This window comes from Cryobacterium frigoriphilum (genome assembly GCF_004403305.1).
Lineage (GTDB): Bacteria > Actinomycetota > Actinomycetes > Actinomycetales > Microbacteriaceae > Cryobacterium > Cryobacterium frigoriphilum.
Genome location: NZ_SOHE01000016.1, coordinates 238,609 through 253,982 on the forward strand (window position 1 = coordinate 238,609; position 15,374 = coordinate 253,982).

The following is a 15,374-nucleotide window of genomic DNA, read 5'->3' on the forward strand; positions in this document are numbered from 1 at the left end:
ACCCCTCGGTGCGGGCTGGTCAGCGAGATGCTGCGGTGGCCGCGTGGCCGCGTGGCCGCGTGGCCGCGTGGCGGCGTGGCGGCGTGGCGAATTCAGGAGAACTGTCCGGTGGCGGCGCGGCCACGGCACTGGTTCGGCCGTTGCGACGCTGCCCACCGGCGAATCTCCTGAATTAGCCACCGGGCGGGGGCCTTCAGGTACGGGCGCGACGAGGCCCGTCTAGAAGCCGGTGCTGAGATACGGCGGCAGCTCGGTGCGCATGACCGCATCCAGGCGGGCGGCCGCGCCGGGGGTGAGCTCGCGCACCCGGCCGGCGCGCACGAGTTCGGTCGCGCTGGCGCCGCCGAGGTAGAGGCTGCCGAGGTCGGCGACGGTCAGGGCGAGGGCTGCCGGGGCGGCCGGGCCGGCGGGTTCGGCCGGGTCGGCGGGTTCGGCGGTATCGCGGGTTTCGGGGGCGGAGCCTGTGGTCGCGGGCAGCGGATGGGCGCGGCCGGCGGCATCCGTCGTCGTCGTGGTCGTGCTCGTGGTGGTCGTCGTGCTGAAGGCGAAACGGCCGGCCGCGAAGCCGAGGTCGTCGGTCACGTCGAGCACGAAGTCGTCGGCCGCCGCGTAGCTGCGGGCGGCGAGGGCCGCGGGCACGTCGAGGATGCGTAGCCACAGGTGGTCGCTCTCGTCGACCTTGCGCACGGCGCGGCGGTCGGCGATCTGCCAGGCGACGGGTTCGCTGACGCTGCGCTGGGGGGCGTTGATCTCGGTGACGAGGTCCATTTCGAGCAGAAAGCGCCAGAGCGCGGCGGAGGCGTCATCGGTCGCGGCGACGAGGTCGGTCAGCGTTAGGCGGGCCGGAAAACTGTTGCCGGTGATGGCGACGGTGTAGAGCGCGAAGCCCTGAGGCACACCGGCGGCGTCGTCGAAGCGCACGGCGCGCAGGTCCTGGGTGCTGGCGCCGGGGTGGCGGGGGTTGAGGCCGAGCCGGTGTGCCCAGACGTTGGGGCGGCGGTCGACCTCGCCGGGGGAGAGCGTGCGGGTGCGCTCGAACAGGGCCCGGCCGTCAACGAGCAGGGACTCGGGGCTGACGAACTGTACCCGGCCGGCGGGCACGGGGCCGGTCCAGACGGCGCGCGTGGAGTCGATGACGTAGTCGGCCTGGTGCACGGCCGGGCCGAAGCCGTAGCGGGCGTAGATCGTGGCCTCCGATACGGTGAGCATCGCCATCGCGAGGCCCTCGCGGGCGGCGGCGCGCAGCTCGCCGCCGAGCAGGGCGCGGGCCACGCCGCGGCGGCGGTGCGTGGGGGAGACCGTGACGGAGCTGATCGCCCAGGCCGGCAGGGCGGCGCCGCCGGGCACGGTGAGGCCCATAACCCACGAGCGGATGGTGGCGACCGGCGTCTGTGGGTCGGCTGCCGTCTGGTCCCAGACCGCGGTGACGCGGTCGCCGGCGATCTCGGCGGCCTGGCCGGCGAGGCGCTCGTCGCTCGGCTCCGGTTCGTGGAAACCGCGGGACTCGGCGAGGATCCAGCGCCGCAGCATCGCGGTGTTCGCTGTGCTAGCCGTGTTCGCGGTGTTCGCGGTGTTCGCGGGGCTCGTGTCGAGCAGGGTGAGCTCGAGGCCGTTCGCGGCCAGCGCCGCGGTGGACTCGGGGTCGACGGGGGCGCGGGTGCTGGTGTTTTCGGTCACCCTTCGACCCTAGCCTCCCGTACCATTCGACGGAGTTTGTCGCCTCACCGACGGGTTCGGGGCCACACGGCGGTGAACACGCGCTCAACACCGTCGTGTTTCGACAGGCTCAACAACCGGGTACGGGGCGGCGTGGGAGGCTGGGGCGATGAAGAGCTTGCAGGTGGTCATCGCCCCCGACTCGTTTAAAGGAATCGCGAGCGCGATCGAGGTGGCGGGTGCGATCGCGGCGGGGTGGGCATCCGTTCGCGACAGCGACGATGTGCGGCTGATGCCGATGGCCGACGGCGGGGAGGGCACGCTCGAGGCCTTCGAACTCGCCGTGCCGGGCGCGCGGCGGATGCCGGTGACCGTGACCGGGCCGGATGGTCGGCCGGTCGCCGCCTACTGGCTGCTGCTGCCGGGGCCGGGCTCGAGCGGCACCGGCGTCGTCGAACTCGCCGGCACGAGCGGTTTGACGCTGCTCGATGCGCTGCGGCCGCTGACCGCCCACACCCTCGGATTCGGGCAGGCGATCGCGGCAGCACTCGACCACGGCGTCGACCGGCTGCTGCTCGCGATCGGCGGCAGCTCCTCGACCGACGGCGGGCTCGGCGCGCTCACGGCGCTCGGTGCTCGGGCGACGGATGCCGCGGGTCGCCCGGTCGCGCCCGGCGGGCTGTCAGCGATCGCAACCCTCGACCTCACTGGCCTGCGCCCCGTGCCGGCGGGCGGCGCACAGATTCTCTGCGACGTGACGAGTCCGCTGCTCGGCCCGTCCGGGGCGGCCGCGGTGTTCGGACCGCAGAAGGGCGCGAACTCCGAGCAGGTCGTCGCGCTCGAAGCGGCAGTGGCCCGGTTCGCGGGGCTTGTTGCGGTGGACCCGGCGACTCCGGGTGCCGGCGCGGCGGGCGGCACGGGATTCGGGCTGTTGGCCTGGGGCGCGACGATGGCTGCCGGGGCGGCGGCCGTGGGAACGGCGCTCGGGGTAGCGGGGGCGGTGGCGGGGGCATCCGTCGTGATCACCGGCGAGGGACGCTTCGACGCACAGTCCGACGCGGGCAAGGTGCCGAGCTACGTCGCGGGCCTCGCTGCCGAGGCGGGCGCCCGCGCCTATCTGGTGGCCGGCCTGATCGAGGCCGATATTGGGCGCTTCGCCGGGGCCGAATCACTGACCGAGCTGGCCGGCGGCGGGGCGGCCGCGATGCGCGACCCGCTGCGCTGGATCACCCTCGCCGCGCGACGCCTCGCCGCGGCCCAGCCCGCGGATCTGTCCTGACCCCGACGGAACGCGGGTCAGGCGGCGGTGTAGCCGCCGTCGACGACGAACTCGGAGCCGGTGACGAAGGAGGATTCGTCACTCGCGAGGAAGGTGATGACGGCAGCGACCTCATCGGGGGTGCCGAGGCGGCCGATCGGGGTCGTCGCGACGAGCGCCGAGCGGTCGGCCGCGCCGAGGATCGGCGTCTCGATGAAGCCGGGGTGCACCGAGTTGACGCGCACGCCCTGCTTGCTCCACGCGATCGCGGTGTTCTTGGTGAGGGTACGCACGGCGCCCTTGGCCGCGTGGTAAGCCGGGCTCGACCCGAATCCTCCGACGATGCCGTACATCGAGCTGACGTTCACGACCGAGCCGTGGCCGCTCGCCTTGAGCGCCGCGCTCGCGGCCTTCTGGCCGAGGAACACGCTCGTCTGGGTGATCGCGATGACGCGGTCGTAGCTGGCCTTGGTGGTGTCTTCGATGAGGGCGATGTCGCCGATGCCGGCGTTGTTCACGAGCACGGTCAGGCCGCCGAACGTTGCGACGGTCTCCGCGATGACGGACTCCCATGAGGCTTCGTCGCTCACGTCGAGGTGGATGTATCGGGCGGTGCCGCCGGCTGCGGTGATCGCGGCGACGACGGATGCGCCGAGTTCGTCCTGAATGTCGGCCACGACCACGCTGCCGCCCTCGAGGGCGATGCGGGTGGCGGTGGCGGCTCCGATGCCGCTCGCTGCGCCGGTGACGATGGATACGGTGTTGTCGAAACGCGCCATGAAGTTCTCCCCAATCGTGTGGGCGACAGTCGTCGCCTGAGGCGAGTCTAGGTCTATAGGGTTGACGCATGACAACGGATGCCGCCGCCCCCGAATCAGCCCCGCCCGCAGTCCCCGCTGTGGGCCCCGTCGCCGGGTCACCCGCCGGGCCATCCGCTGGCCCGGATGTGCGCCCCGATGCCCGCTCGGCGCGCACGACGGAGGCGCTGCGGGTTGCGATTTTGCGTCTCGCGGCCGGGCAGCACGTGGATCGGCTGAGCGTGGCGCAGATCGCCGCGGCCGCGAACATCCATCGTGTCACGTTCTACGACCACGCCCGGTCGCCGTCCGCGCTGCTGGCGCGCGTGATGCGGGACGAGCTCGACGCCGTGCGCGCCGAGTATCTGGCCTCAAGCTATGTGCGCGCACACAGCCTGGCCGAGGCCGTTCGGCACACCTCGATGGCCGTTGCCACGCTCGTTGACTCGCACAGCGCCATTTTCGAGCACCTGCTCGCGGAACACTCGCGCACCACGGCGCACGATCTGCTCGCGCCGCACTTCGAGGCATCCGTCGCCGCGCTGATCGCCGACCGCAGCGCAGCAGTGCCGCACACGACGGATGCGCAGGCCCGACTCACTCAGGCGGCGCCAGACGAAACGGCCCCAGACGAAACGGAGCTGGCCCGAGCGGAGCTGGCTCGAGCGGAGCTCGCCCGAACGGCCCTCGCGAAGTACGTGGCCTACGGCTCGGTCGGGGCGATCGAGGTGTGGTTCGCCGCGGGTACCGTGCCGGCGGCGGGCGGGGCGACCGGAGCAGGGGCGGGCGCGGGCCGCGACCCCGAAGCGTATTACGCGCTCATCGAACCGTTGCTGCCGCGCTGGCTCGTCGCGTAGCGGGCCGGGCTACACGTGATCCCGCCAGCTGTGCTCGGGAGCGTAGCCGAGCATCCGTCTCGCCTTATCGATGCCCAGCAGGGTCTCGTGCGGGGCTACCTCGCGGGAGAAAGCCACGTTGGGAAACACCGCGGCGGCCAGTTCGGCGTTCGGCCGATTCGACACCGTGTCGGCGGCGGCGATGATGAACGCCTCGAAGCCCGGCCGGGCGGCGTGCAGCGCGCGCGCCACGGCCTGGGCGCCGTCGCGACCGTCGATGTAACCCCAGAGGTTCCACTTGCGGGTCGTCGGGTCGGTGTCGTAGCCGGGAAAGGCCGCGTAGTCGCCAGCATCCATCACGTTGGAGAAGCGCAGCGCGGTGATGCTCAGCTCGGGATCCCAGCGCACGAGCTGGGTGGCCATCTGCTCCTCGAGATGCTTCACGAGTGAATAGGTGCTCTCGGGCCGGGCCGGGTAGACCTCGTCGACGGGCAGGTACGGCGGGTCCTGGTCGAACGGCAGCCCCAACACGGTCTCGCTCGAGGCGTAGACGATGCGCTTGATGCCGGCGCGGCGGGCGGCCTGGAACACGTTGTAGGTCGCGTTCATGTTGTTGTGAAACGTGGCCACGTCGGGGCGGATGCCCGGGGCCGGGATCGCCCCGAGGTGCACGACCGCGTCGAAACCGTCGATGACATCGTTCACCCCGTGCAGGGCGTCGACGACTTCGCCGTAGTTGCCCAGGTCGATGCTGAGAAATCCCGCGCCGCGGGTGCCGAAGCGGTCGAAGTTGATGACGTGGTGACCGTCGGCGATCAGCCGGGTGACGACACTGCGGCCGAGCTTGCCGCTGCCGCCGGTGACTGCAATTCTCATTCGGACTCCCTTGTCGTGACTGGTTTGCAACGTATCACGCACCCCTGACACCCTCGGCGCTCGTACGGAGGCCGCGGGGAGCGTGGGCCGGCGGGGTAGCGTGGGGCGGTGATCATCTACGCCGGACCGTCGCTGCTCGTGCGGTTGCTCGACCCGGCGCAGGCCGCGACCTTCGTGCACTCGGCCGAGGTACAGATCGTCTCGACGGCGCAGGCGCTCGCCGAGTGCACGGCCGATGCGGTCGCCCACGGCCTCGCACACGGCATGACCCCGGAGGGTGCCCTCGCGCTGCTCGGTGATCTCGTCGACGCCGAAGACGGCCTCGTCGAGATCGTGGGCCTCGATGCCGACGGGGTGGCGGCATCCGCTGCCGAGATCTCGACGCAGACCGGCCTCGGCGCCGGCCACGCCTGGCACCTGGCTGCCGCCGAGCAGTGTGTCGCTGATCTCGCGGAGTCGGGCGAGGCCCGTCGCTTCGGCGCCGACGACGGTCGTCAGGCCGCGGTTGCCCGAGCCCGCGGCTGGGGCATCATCTAGCGACGCGCGATCAGGATCAGGAAAAACCCCCGATTGGGGGAATACAACGAGTCTGAACCGCCTTACCCTGTGGTGCGGCCCGCATTTTTGCGTTCGGTGTCGCCGCCCCTTCTCGTGGGCCAGCATCCGTTCGGCACAAACTCTTTGAGGACCTCTACTACGTGACCACCGCCGCGATTCCCGTCATCAGCAAGGCGCAACTGCGCTCGACCGCCCGCCACCCCGGTGACGCCCTCAGCCGCGGGCAGCGGATTCTCTACATCGTCATTCTCGGCGCGCTCACCGCGCTCGGACCGTTCACGATCGACCTGTACCTGCCGGCGTTCCCGACCCTCGAGAGCGAACTCGGCGTGACGGCCGCGGCCGTGCAGCTCACCCTGACCGGCACCATGATCGGGTTCGGATTCGGCCAGCTGATCGTGGGGCCCTGGAGCGACAAGGTCGGCCGCAAGCTGCCGCTCATGCTCGCAACCGGCTTTCATATTCTGGCCTGCGTCGGCGCCGCGATGTCGAACGACATCGTGATGCTCGGCATCTTCCGGGTGCTGCAGGGCTTCGGCGCGGCGGCCGGCGCCGTCGTGGCGATGGCCATGGTGCGCGACCTGTTCGGCGGTAAGCCGCTCGTCAAGATGCTGTCCCGCCTCGCGCTGGTCAGCGGTCTCGCGCCGGTGATCGCGCCGGTGCTCGGCTCACAACTGCTGCTCGTGATGAACTGGCGCGGCATCTTCTGGGTGCTCGCCGCCTACGGCCTGCTCGTCATCGCGGCCGTGTTCTTCTGGATCGTCGAGACCCTGCCGGCCGATCAGCGCCACACCGCGGGCCACAACACGCTCGGGCAGCGCTACAAGGCGGTGCTGGGCGACAGGGTCTTCGTGGGCGTCGCGATCATCGGCGCGATGACCTTCAGTGGACTCTTCTCGTATCTGTCGTCGTCGTCGTTTCTGTTTCAGCAGGTCTACGGCTTCACCCCGCAGGAATACGGCCTGCTTTTCGCGGTGAACTCGCTCGGCATCGTGACGGGCGTGCAGCTGAGTTCGCGGCTCATGCACCGCCACAACGTGGGGCCGCAGTGGATTCTGTCGATCTCGACCGTCGTGCTCGTGATCACCTCGGCCGCGATTCTGCTGCTCGACCTCGGCGGTGCTGGCCTCTGGGGAACCCTGGTTCCGCTCTGGTTCTTCATCGCAGCCTGCGGGTTCACGCTGCCCAGCGTGCAGGTCATTGCGCTCAACGGTCACGGCCACGAGGCCGGAACGGCCGCCTCGCTGCTCGGCGCCGCGAACTTCGGCGTCGCCGGGGTCATCTCCCCGATCGTGGGCGTGTTCGGGGTCGACAACTCCGTTCCGATGGCCGCCGTCATGGGCATCACCGCGTTGATCGCGGTCGCCTCGCTCTGGTTCATCGTGCGCCCGCGCACGGTGCCGGCGCTGGAACACTAGACCGGCGCATCCGCCTGCCCCGACGGGCTGCCGGCCGGCCGGCCCGGGTCTCGGCTTCGGGAGCGCGCGTACCATTCGACGGTGTTCGGTCGCTTCGGGGCGCAGATCAGGGTCAAGGCGTGCCGGAACCGGTCGAAGTCCGTCGAATGGTACGCACATCGAGACGGATGCCGCGGGCCGGGCCCCGCGGGCGTCCACACCGACCTACGATGGCCGAATGACAACTTCTGGTGACGAGCCCGGCATCCCCGGCCCTCCGGCGGGTTCGCCCGCCCCGGAGCTTGCGGCGACCCCCGCCGCGCGCCGCATCAGCCGCCGGTGGCCGCTCATCAGCGGGCTGCTCGCGCTGGCGCTCGCGGTGATCCTCGGCGCCCTTATCGTGGTGCGCGGCGAGGGCCGCCCGCTCAGGCTCGACGCCGAGTGGATGGAAGAAATCATCGAGCACCGCAACCCGGTGTGGGAGGTGCCGTCGCTCGTCATGAATTTTCTCGGCGCGGGTGTCGCCGGGGTGATCGTGATTCCGCTCATCATCCTCGTCGCTCTGCTGCTCTGGCGACGGCCCTGGGCTGCGGGCTACTACGTGGTCGCCACGATTCTCAGCGCCGGCGGCGTGCAGCTGCTCAAACAGCTCTTCGGCCGGGCACGCCCTGAAGATATGCTGGTCACGTCTGATTTTGGTTCATTCCCTTCGGGGCATGTAGCGAATGCTGCGACCATGGCGGTGTGCCTGGGCATCATCGCGCCGCGACTCTGGGTGTGGCTGGCCGGCGCGGCGTACACGGTCGTGATGCTGCTCAGCCGCACCTATCTCGGCGCCCACTGGCTCACCGACACCGTCGGCGGGCTGCTGATCGGCGCCGGCGTCGCGGTGCTGCTGTGGGCGCCACTGGCCGCGAAACTCGACGGGGAGCGACGGCTGGCACCGGCGCATCCGTTCGCGTAGCTACGCGGGGGTCGAACCGCCGGCGCAGACGGAGGATACTCGGGGCATGAGCGTGCAGAACGAGAACCAGCAGAGTGACGCCGCCCGCGAGGCCTATGCCCAGGCCGCGGCGGCCGCGGCCGCCGCCGGCGTGATCGTGCGACTGGCCGATCCGCCCGACATGAACGGGGTGATCGGGCTGTTCGAGCGCACCTGGGGCGAGGGACGCAGCCCCGATCGCTCGATGCTGCTGGCCCTCGACTATGCCGGAAACACGGTGCTGACGGCGATCGCCGACTCCAAACAGGTCGGCGCGACGCTCGGATTTCTCGGCTGGTCGAACGGCCTGCACCTGCACTCACACATGGCGGCGGTGGTTCCGTGGCGGCGCAGCGGCGGCGTCGGTTACGCGCTCAAACTGTTTCAGCGCGCGGTCTGCCTCGACCACGGCGTGAAGGAGATCCGCTGGACGTTCGACCCGCTGATCCGCCGCAACGCGCACTTCAACCTCGTGAAGCTCGGCGCCGAGGTCGCGACCTTTCTGCCCAACTTCTATGGCCGCCTCGACGACGCCATCACCGGCAGCGACCAGAGCGACCGCTTCGAGGTGCGCTGGCGCCTCGACTCCCCGCGCGTCATCCGCGCCCTCGCCGGCGGGCACGCCCCGGCCTGGACCACGAGCGAGGTGCTGCCGTTGGGCGTGGACTTCGAGCAGCTGCGCGCCGACGACCCCGCAGCCGCGGCCGAGTTGCGCGCCACGAGCCGCGCCCTCTTCGGCGAGAACCTCGCGAGGGGCCTGCGCCCCGAGCTGAACGCGGCCAACGAGTACGTCTTCACGACGGATGCCGCGGACACCGGCCCCGTCGCGCCCGGTGCCGCAGGCCCCGGCTCGCCTGCCGGCCCGGCATCATGAGGCTCGCCTCGATCACCCTGCACCGCTTGCGCGTGCCGCTCGTGCGGCCGTTCGAGACCTCGTTCGGCCGGCAGACCGTGCGCCTCGTGCTGCTCGTTCACGTGCGCACCGCCGATGGCGGCGAGGGCTGGGGCGAGTGTGTCGCGGGGGAGGGGCCGCTCTACAGCTCCGAGTACGTCGACGGCTGCGAGCATGTGATGCGTCACTACCTCGGCCCGGCCCTGCTCGCTGCATTCGAGGTGACCGCCGAGAATCTGCACACGCTGCTCGGGTTCGTCGTCGGGCATCGCATGGCCAAGGCCGCGCTCGAAGCGGCCGTGCTCGACGCGCAGCTGCGCGCATCCGCCACCTCGTTCGTCGACCACCTCGGGCACGCGATGGCCGAGCCCGGCCCGCTCGCCGCGTGGGTGGACTGCGGGGTGTCGGTGGGCATCAGCCCCGACCTCGATACCCTGCTGGCCGAGGTCAGCGGATACGTCGCCGCCGGCTACCGGCGCATCAAACTGAAGATCAAGCCCGGCTGGGACCTCGAACCCGTCGCCGCGGTGCGGGCACTGCTCGGCTCGAACGCCCTGCTGCAGGTCGACGCGAACACGGCGTACGGCCTCGGCGACCTCGATCGTCTGCGCGAGCTCGATGCCTTCGACCTGGTGCTGATCGAGCAGCCCTTCGTCGAGGAGGACATCGCTGCCCACGTGCTGCTGAGCCGCCATATTCAGACGCCGGTGTGCCTCGACGAATCGATCGTGAGCGCCGCGGTGGCGACGGATGCGCTCGATCGCGGGGCGACATCCGTCATCAATGTGAAGCCCGGGAGGGTCGGCGGCTACCGCGAGTCGGTGCTGATCCACGACCTGTGCCGGGCGCAGGGGGTGCCGGTGTGGTGCGGCGGCATGCTCGAGACGGGCATCGGCCGGGCGGCGAATGTGGCGCTCGCGGCGCTGCCCGGCTTCACGCTGCCGGGTGATACCTCGGCGAGCGACCGGTACTTCGCCGAGGATCTGGTCGAGGAACCGTTTGTGCTCGGGCAGGGGGAGCATCGCGGGCAGCTGCGGGTGCCGACCGGGCCGGGGATCGGGGTGACCGTGCGCGAGGATCTCGTGCGGGAATGGGCGGTGGCGGCGCCGGTGGTGCTGAGGCGCTGAGGCGCTGAGGCGCTGAGGTGCTGAGGTGCTGAGGTGCAGAGGTGCAGAGGTGCAGAGGCGCTGAGGCGCTGACGCTGCGCGGGTGTCGACCGGCTCGACCAGCGACGCGGCGGGGTCAGGCGGCCTGGCGCGTCACGTGGCGACGCTCGAACCAGTACAGCATGGCCGGTTTCCACCGGTTGAGATCGAGGAGGGTCAGCGGTTCCGATACCCGCACGACGGGCGCGCCGAGTTCATCGGCGACGGTGTCCATGGCTTCCTGGGTCCAGAACTGGCCTCGCATCCGCAGCAGGAGTTCACCGGAGTGGCCGACCACGAAGAGTTGCGGCTGGGTGTCGAGGGCGTCGCTGCGGTAGAGGTCCACGAGGATCACGTTCGCGATATCGGACACGCCGACGGTGCTGACGTGCCCCAGAACACCGCGCTCGGACAGCCCGGCCGGGCCGACCCGAACATAGGCGCGATAGGCGCCCAGCAGGGCGGCGCCGCAGATCAGGGTCGTGACCAGTTGCGCGCTCGCGACCCACAGCCACGTGCCCGACGGGATCATGAGCCAGTAGAGCACGGCGAAAATCGGCGCGAACAGGGCCAGCACGCCGAGGCCGAGATTACGATACACGCTCGCTTCAGCGCGAAGCAGCTGCATGCCAGCTAGCTCGATCACCTCTGACCCCATACAATCCCCTACTCCACCTGTACTCAGAGTATGCCCCCACGGCTCGGCTGATCGGGGGCTTGCGAAGAGACGCCCCCAGCGTCAGAATACCGCATGGGAACGCCGAAAACGGGCGACTCCCGAGGGAGCCGCCCGTTTTCAGTCGCCCCTGATGAGCGGGGCGGGTGTGGAACTAGCGTCCGAGCAGTCCACCCAGGTTCAGGTCGCTCGTGATGTCGCCGACGAGGTCCTCAACGTCGGTTCCGATGTCGCCGACGTTGGCGCCGCCGAGGTCGGAGTCATTGCCGGATCCGACGGGAGCCTGCACGGGGGCTTCAACGGGTGCGGTGACGGGCGCCTCGACGGGTGCGGTCACGTCGTTGCCGCTGGCGACCGGGGTGTCGTTGCCGCTCGCAACGGCGTTGCCGTTGGCGGTCTCGTTGCCCGAGGCAACGTCTCCGACATCGGTGTTGAGGGAGTCGTCGACGAGCGGTCCGTTGACCACGCCGCCGTTGAGCACGCCGCCGAGGCTGGTGTCGTTGCCGACCACGCCGTTGCCGGTCGAGTCAACGTCGCCTACGTTGAAGAGGTCGTTGATGAGGTCGGTGTGCGTCTGCGAGGAGTCGGTGCTCGAGTCGCTGCTGGTCGAGGTGCGGGTGTCCGTCGACGTGTTCGTGTCGTTGGCCTGGGCGGGGGCGATGACGCCGCCGATGATGAGCGCGGTAGCCGCTGCGCCGGTGATGCCGAAGGCCGTCATGCGCTTGGTGATCGTGTTCATTGAGAACTCCTATTCGTTGTTCTGTTGTGAAACATTGTGTTGATGTGAGCCCGGTGTGTGTCCGGGCCGCACTGATGGTCCGGAGCCCTCCTGAACCCGGTTTGGTCGGGCACATGCAAACAGGGCTTAAACCGGTGACGGATGCCCGGCCGCAGCGTGCGGGATCGCCGCGACGAGCGGCATCCGCTGCCTGAACGCGCCGAAGCTGGCAGAAGTCTGGCAAGCCCGATCGGTTGCAGTCGGCACGCGACCGGGCCGGGCCGTAGAGTGAAGCCGTGCAGACACGTGCCGCCCGCCGGAGCGGGATTCCCCGCAGGCGATTTCGGTTTCACCCGGCGCAGATCGTGGCCTTCGGGTTCGCCGGAACCATTCTGATCGGCACCCTCGTGCTGATGCTGCCGATCGCGAAGGTCGGTCCGGGTGGCGCGAACGTCATGGAGGCGCTGTTCACGGCAACCTCCTCGGTGTGCGTGACCGGGCTGATCGTGGTCGACACGGCGACCTACTGGACCGGGTTCGGTCAGGTCGTGATCATGCTGATGATTCAGATCGGCGGCTTCGGAATCATGACCTTCGCCTCGGTGATCGGGCTCGCGGTGCTGCGCAAACTCTCGTTGCGCTCGCGGATCACCGCGGCGACGGAGGCCAAGAGCGTCGGTCTCGAAGACGTGAAAGGCCTGGTGATCGGGGTTGTGCGCATCTCGCTCATCGCCGAGGGCGTCGTGGCCGTCATCCTGACGCTGCGATTCTTGATCGGCTATGAGGAGCCGCTCGGCCGGGCGATCTGGCTCGGGGTGTTTCATGCCGTGTCGAGTTTCAACAACGCGGGTTTTGCCCTGTTCAGTGACAGCCTGATCGGTTTTGCGACCGATCCGTTCATCTGCCTGCCGATCTGCGCGGCCGTGATTCTCGGCGGTATCGGCTTTCCGGTGATCGTGCAGCTGCGCAGGCACCTGCGCTCGCCGCTGCAGTGGACCATGAATACCCGGCTCGTGCTCGCCGGTACGATTGTGTTGCTGGTCGCCGGCACCGTCTACATCACGGCGCTGGAGTGGTCGAACCCGAAGACGCTCGGCCCGCTGGACTGGCCGGACAAGATTCTGGTCGGCTTCTTTCAGGCCGTGCAGACCCGTACCGCCGGCTTCAACAGCGTCGACAGTGCGGCGCTCGACTCGGCGACCCTGCTGGGCAGCGACGTACTGATGTTCATCGGCGGCGGCCCGGCCGGCACCGCGGGCGGCATCAAGATCACGACCTTCGCGGTGCTCTTCTTCATTCTCTGGGCCGAGGTGCGCGGCGAGGTTGCCGTGAACGTGTTCGGCAAGCGGCTCTCTCGTGCGGTGCACCGTGAGGCCATCACCGTGGTGCTGCTCGCCGTCTTCGTGATCGTTGCCGCGACCGCCGCGCTGCTCGTGATGACCGACATCTCGCTCGACCGCTTGCTCTACGAGGTGATCAGTGCGTTTGCGACGGTGGGCCTGTCCACGGGCATCACCGCGGGGCTGCCCGTGGCGGGCCAGGTCATTCTGATTCTGCTCATGTTTATCGGCCGGCTCGGCCCGGTCGCCTTTGCCTCGGCGATTGCCCTGCGCGATCGCCGCACCCCGTATGAACTCCCGAAGGAGAGGCCCCTCATTGGCTAAGTACTCACTGTTCGGTCGCCACGACCCGACCCGCCTGATGGAGGCGGAGTCGGTCGTTGTGATCGGCCTCGGTCGCTTCGGCAGCGCGCTCGCCCTCGAGCTGATGCGGGCCGGCACCGAGGTGCTCGGAATCGACGGCGACGAGGAGGTCGTGCAGGCCCACAACCGGCTGCTCACCCACGTGGTGCGGGCCGACTCCACGAAGGAGGCGACCCTGCGCGAGCTCTCGGTGCCGGACTTTTCGAGCGTCGTCGTCGCGATCGGCGGGGACATCCAGGCCAACATTTTGACCGCCAGCTTGCTGCTCAAGCTTGGAATTGCGAACATCTGGGCCAAGGCGGTGAGCGACCCGCACGGCGAGATTCTCACGCAGCTCGGCGTTCAGCACGTGATCTACCCCGAGAAGGACATGGGCAAGCGCGTCGCCCACCTGGTGCGCGGCGCGATGCAGGACTACGTCGAGATCGGCGAGAACTTCGCGATTGTGAAGACGACACCCCCCGCGGCCGTGCTGGGTCGCCCGCTCGCCGAGACCAAGGTGCGCGCCACCTACGGCGTCACGGTCACGGCGTTTCACCGCCCCGGGGCCGGCTGGAGCTACACCTCGGTCGACACCGTGCTGCTCGAGGGAGACGTGATTCTCGTCGCGGGGCAGTCCGAGCGGGTCGAGGCCTTCAGTCTGCTGCGCTGACCGGGGCGGCATCCGTCACCCCTGAACGAGCCACGGACGTACGATGGAGGGGTGACCACGCCCGTCGAATTCTTGCGGGGGGCCGCTCCCGGGACCCGTGTCGTCGTTCGTACGACCATCCCGGGCGGGCTCACGGATGCCCTCGGGTACCTCCGTCGGGTTGAGCATGAGACGTGCGAGGTGGAGACCAAACGCGGGCTCGTGTCCCTCCGGCTCGCCGACGTCGTCGCCGCCAAAGAGGTTCCGCCCCCGCCGCCCCGGCGCGCGCCGCGGATGCCCGTTCGATAGCTGCGAAAAAGCTACCTTCTTCTCAGAACCGCAGGTGATAATAAAGCCATGGCTGCCCAACCCCCGAGTTATAAAACACTCGCTTCTTTGAGTCGCATCAACCTGCTGCACCAGCTGCAGCAGCGAGGCACGATGAGTGTCGGCGACCTTGCCGAAGCCGCCGGGCTGCACCACAACACCGCGCGCGAACACCTCGATCGCCTGATCAGCGAGGGTTTCGTCACCTGCGAACCCGAGCCAAGGCAGACCAAGGGCCGCCCGCGCATGCTCTACAGCGCCGCGAGTGGCGTCGACTCGGATGCCTCCTCGGTGCGGGTCAAAAAGGTTGAGGCCGCCCTGATCCGCGCGCAGCAGCTCAGGCGGATGCTGCCCGTCACCCCCCTGGACCAGCCTGCGGCCGGCCCGGTGTCGGTCGGGGCCGGATGCGCCGTGCCGGAGTCGCCCGCATCCGTCGGCGGCGCCGGAGCCGCTGGTGCTGTGCACTCGACGCATCCCGCCGTGCAGCGCCAGTTCGATGCGCTCGACGATCACCTCGACCAGTCCGGATTCGACGCCCGAGTGACCGACGACCAGCAGCACGTGACCCTGCACGACTGCCCGTACTCCGAGATGGTCAAGGACCACCCCGAGGTCTGCGGCGTGCACTTTCGGCTGATCCAGGGCGTGCTCGAGCAGGCCGAGGGCCCGCTGCGCGCCCACCAGCTGCACCTCATCGAGGCCCCGCGGCTCTGCACGATCGACCTGCACCACGCCAGCGCCGAGGAGATCGAGGCCGACCGGGTCGCCCTCGAGGCCGCGGTTGCCGAGGCGAACGTGGTCGTCGACGCCATGGTCGCCGTCACGGATGGTTCCTTGGAAGCGGATGCCGCCGCCCCCGAGCCGGCCGGCGCCGGTCTCGGCTCCCGCCGCCGCTGACGCGCCCCGGCCGGCGCCGGTGCGG

At 69.7% G+C, this 15,374-nt stretch carries 16 protein-coding genes; 11 read left to right on the top strand and 5 right to left on the bottom strand.

Annotated features, from left to right (window positions below; translation table 11 throughout):
* Nucleotides 1-219: 219 nt before the first annotated feature.
* Nucleotides 220-1,677 carry a GNAT family N-acetyltransferase gene (locus tag E3T55_RS04015; protein ID WP_134518262.1) on the bottom strand — a complete coding sequence of 486 codons (1,458 nt, stop codon included), beginning with the start codon at nucleotides 1,675-1,677 and terminating at the stop codon, nucleotides 220-222.
* A 148-nt stretch (nucleotides 1,678-1,825) separates the two neighbouring features.
* Between E3T55_RS04015 and E3T55_RS04020 the strand changes: the two genes are divergently transcribed.
* Nucleotides 1,826-2,935, top strand: a complete 1,110-nt coding sequence (locus E3T55_RS04020; RefSeq protein ID WP_134518263.1) for a glycerate kinase — start codon at nucleotides 1,826-1,828, stop codon at nucleotides 2,933-2,935.
* A gap of 17 nt (nucleotides 2,936-2,952) precedes the next feature.
* Here the strand turns inward: E3T55_RS04020 and E3T55_RS04025 are convergent, their stop codons facing one another.
* Nucleotides 2,953-3,693, bottom strand: a complete 741-nt coding sequence (locus E3T55_RS04025) for an SDR family oxidoreductase (RefSeq protein WP_134518264.1) — start codon at nucleotides 3,691-3,693, stop codon at nucleotides 2,953-2,955.
* 68 nt (nucleotides 3,694-3,761) lie between these two features.
* Between E3T55_RS04025 and E3T55_RS04030 the strand changes: the two genes are divergently transcribed.
* Nucleotides 3,762-4,568, top strand: coding sequence for a TetR/AcrR family transcriptional regulator (locus E3T55_RS04030; protein WP_134518265.1), 807 nt, complete (start codon nucleotides 3,762-3,764; stop codon nucleotides 4,566-4,568).
* A gap of 9 nt (nucleotides 4,569-4,577) precedes the next feature.
* Here E3T55_RS04030 and E3T55_RS04035 read toward each other — a convergent pair whose 3' ends face one another.
* A complete protein-coding gene (locus E3T55_RS04035) occupies nucleotides 4,578-5,423 on the bottom strand; it encodes an NAD-dependent epimerase/dehydratase family protein (protein ID WP_134518266.1) in 846 nt (281 codons plus the stop codon).
* A 108-nt stretch (nucleotides 5,424-5,531) separates the two neighbouring features.
* Between E3T55_RS04035 and E3T55_RS04040 the strand changes: the two genes are divergently transcribed.
* The 5 genes from E3T55_RS04040 to menC all read left to right on the top strand — a co-directional run bounded on the left by E3T55_RS04040 (nucleotide 5,532) and on the right by menC (nucleotide 10,379).
* Entirely contained in the window at nucleotides 5,532-5,960 is a 429-nt protein-coding gene (locus E3T55_RS04040; RefSeq protein ID WP_134518267.1) for a hypothetical protein, read from the top strand.
* A gap of 200 nt (nucleotides 5,961-6,160) precedes the next feature.
* A complete protein-coding gene (locus E3T55_RS04045; protein WP_134518305.1) occupies nucleotides 6,161-7,399 on the top strand; it encodes a multidrug effflux MFS transporter in 1,239 nt (412 codons plus the stop codon).
* A gap of 217 nt (nucleotides 7,400-7,616) precedes the next feature.
* Nucleotides 7,617-8,342: a phosphatase PAP2 family protein gene (locus E3T55_RS04050; protein WP_134518268.1), complete on the top strand. Its 726-nt coding sequence runs from the start codon at nucleotides 7,617-7,619 to the stop codon at nucleotides 8,340-8,342.
* Between the two features lie 46 nt (nucleotides 8,343-8,388).
* The gene (locus E3T55_RS04055; protein ID WP_134518269.1) at nucleotides 8,389-9,234 is read left to right on the top strand and encodes a GNAT family N-acetyltransferase; all 846 of its coding nucleotides are present in this window, start codon (nucleotides 8,389-8,391) and stop codon (nucleotides 9,232-9,234) included.
* Nucleotides 9,231-10,379, top strand: coding sequence for an o-succinylbenzoate synthase (gene menC, locus E3T55_RS04060; protein ID WP_134518270.1), 1,149 nt, complete (start codon nucleotides 9,231-9,233; stop codon nucleotides 10,377-10,379). Before E3T55_RS04055 ends, menC begins: the two co-directional genes overlap by 4 nt.
* A 115-nt stretch (nucleotides 10,380-10,494) precedes the next feature.
* Here menC and E3T55_RS04065 read toward each other — a convergent pair whose 3' ends face one another.
* Complete coding sequence (locus E3T55_RS04065) at nucleotides 10,495-11,043, bottom strand: hypothetical protein (RefSeq protein ID WP_166791664.1); 549 nt, start codon at nucleotides 11,041-11,043, stop codon at nucleotides 10,495-10,497.
* Nucleotides 11,044-11,227: 184 nt separating this feature from the next.
* On the bottom strand, nucleotides 11,228-11,812 hold the full coding sequence (locus E3T55_RS04070; protein ID WP_134518272.1) for a hypothetical protein: 585 nt from the start codon (nucleotides 11,810-11,812) through the stop codon (nucleotides 11,228-11,230).
* Nucleotides 11,813-12,087: 275 nt separating this feature from the next.
* Here E3T55_RS04070 and E3T55_RS04075 point away from each other — a divergent pair, with 275 nt between their 5' ends.
* The 4 genes from E3T55_RS04075 (at nucleotide 12,088) to E3T55_RS20500 (ending at nucleotide 15,349) form a co-directional block, all read left to right on the top strand.
* Nucleotides 12,088-13,455, top strand: coding sequence for a TrkH family potassium uptake protein (locus tag E3T55_RS04075; RefSeq protein WP_241992849.1), 1,368 nt, complete (start codon nucleotides 12,088-12,090; stop codon nucleotides 13,453-13,455).
* On the top strand, nucleotides 13,448-14,146 hold the full coding sequence (locus tag E3T55_RS04080) for a potassium channel family protein (protein ID WP_241992850.1): 699 nt from the start codon (nucleotides 13,448-13,450) through the stop codon (nucleotides 14,144-14,146). The genes E3T55_RS04075 and E3T55_RS04080 overlap by 8 nt, the downstream gene beginning before the upstream one ends.
* A 51-nt stretch (nucleotides 14,147-14,197) precedes the next feature.
* The gene (locus tag E3T55_RS04085) at nucleotides 14,198-14,434 is read left to right on the top strand and encodes a putative acetyltransferase (protein WP_166791665.1); all 237 of its coding nucleotides are present in this window, start codon (nucleotides 14,198-14,200) and stop codon (nucleotides 14,432-14,434) included.
* Between the two features lie 87 nt (nucleotides 14,435-14,521).
* Nucleotides 14,522-15,349, top strand: coding sequence for a helix-turn-helix transcriptional regulator (locus tag E3T55_RS20500; RefSeq protein WP_241992851.1), 828 nt, complete (start codon nucleotides 14,522-14,524; stop codon nucleotides 15,347-15,349).
* The last annotated feature ends 25 nt before the right edge of the window (nucleotides 15,350-15,374 follow it).

What these genes read in the sequence shown, in the direction of transcription:
- E3T55_RS04035 (WP_134518266.1), bottom strand. Translation starts at nt 5,423, where the DNA reads ATGAGAATTGCAGTCACCGGCGGCAGCGGCAAGCTCGGCCGCAGTGTC.
- E3T55_RS04030 (WP_134518265.1), top strand. Translation starts at nt 3,762, where the DNA reads ATGACAACGGATGCCGCCGCCCCCGAATCAGCCCCGCCCGCAGTCCCC.
- E3T55_RS04025 (WP_134518264.1), bottom strand. Translation starts at nt 3,693, where the DNA reads ATGGCGCGTTTCGACAACACCGTATCCATCGTCACCGGCGCAGCGAGC.
- E3T55_RS04020 (WP_134518263.1), top strand. Translation starts at nt 1,826, where the DNA reads ATGAAGAGCTTGCAGGTGGTCATCGCCCCCGACTCGTTTAAAGGAATC.
- E3T55_RS04070 (WP_134518272.1), bottom strand. Translation starts at nt 11,812, where the DNA reads ATGAACACGATCACCAAGCGCATGACGGCCTTCGGCATCACCGGCGCA.
- menC (WP_134518270.1), top strand. Translation starts at nt 9,231, where the DNA reads ATGAGGCTCGCCTCGATCACCCTGCACCGCTTGCGCGTGCCGCTCGTG.
- E3T55_RS04050 (WP_134518268.1), top strand. Translation starts at nt 7,617, where the DNA reads ATGACAACTTCTGGTGACGAGCCCGGCATCCCCGGCCCTCCGGCGGGT.
- E3T55_RS04055 (WP_134518269.1), top strand. Translation starts at nt 8,389, where the DNA reads ATGAGCGTGCAGAACGAGAACCAGCAGAGTGACGCCGCCCGCGAGGCC.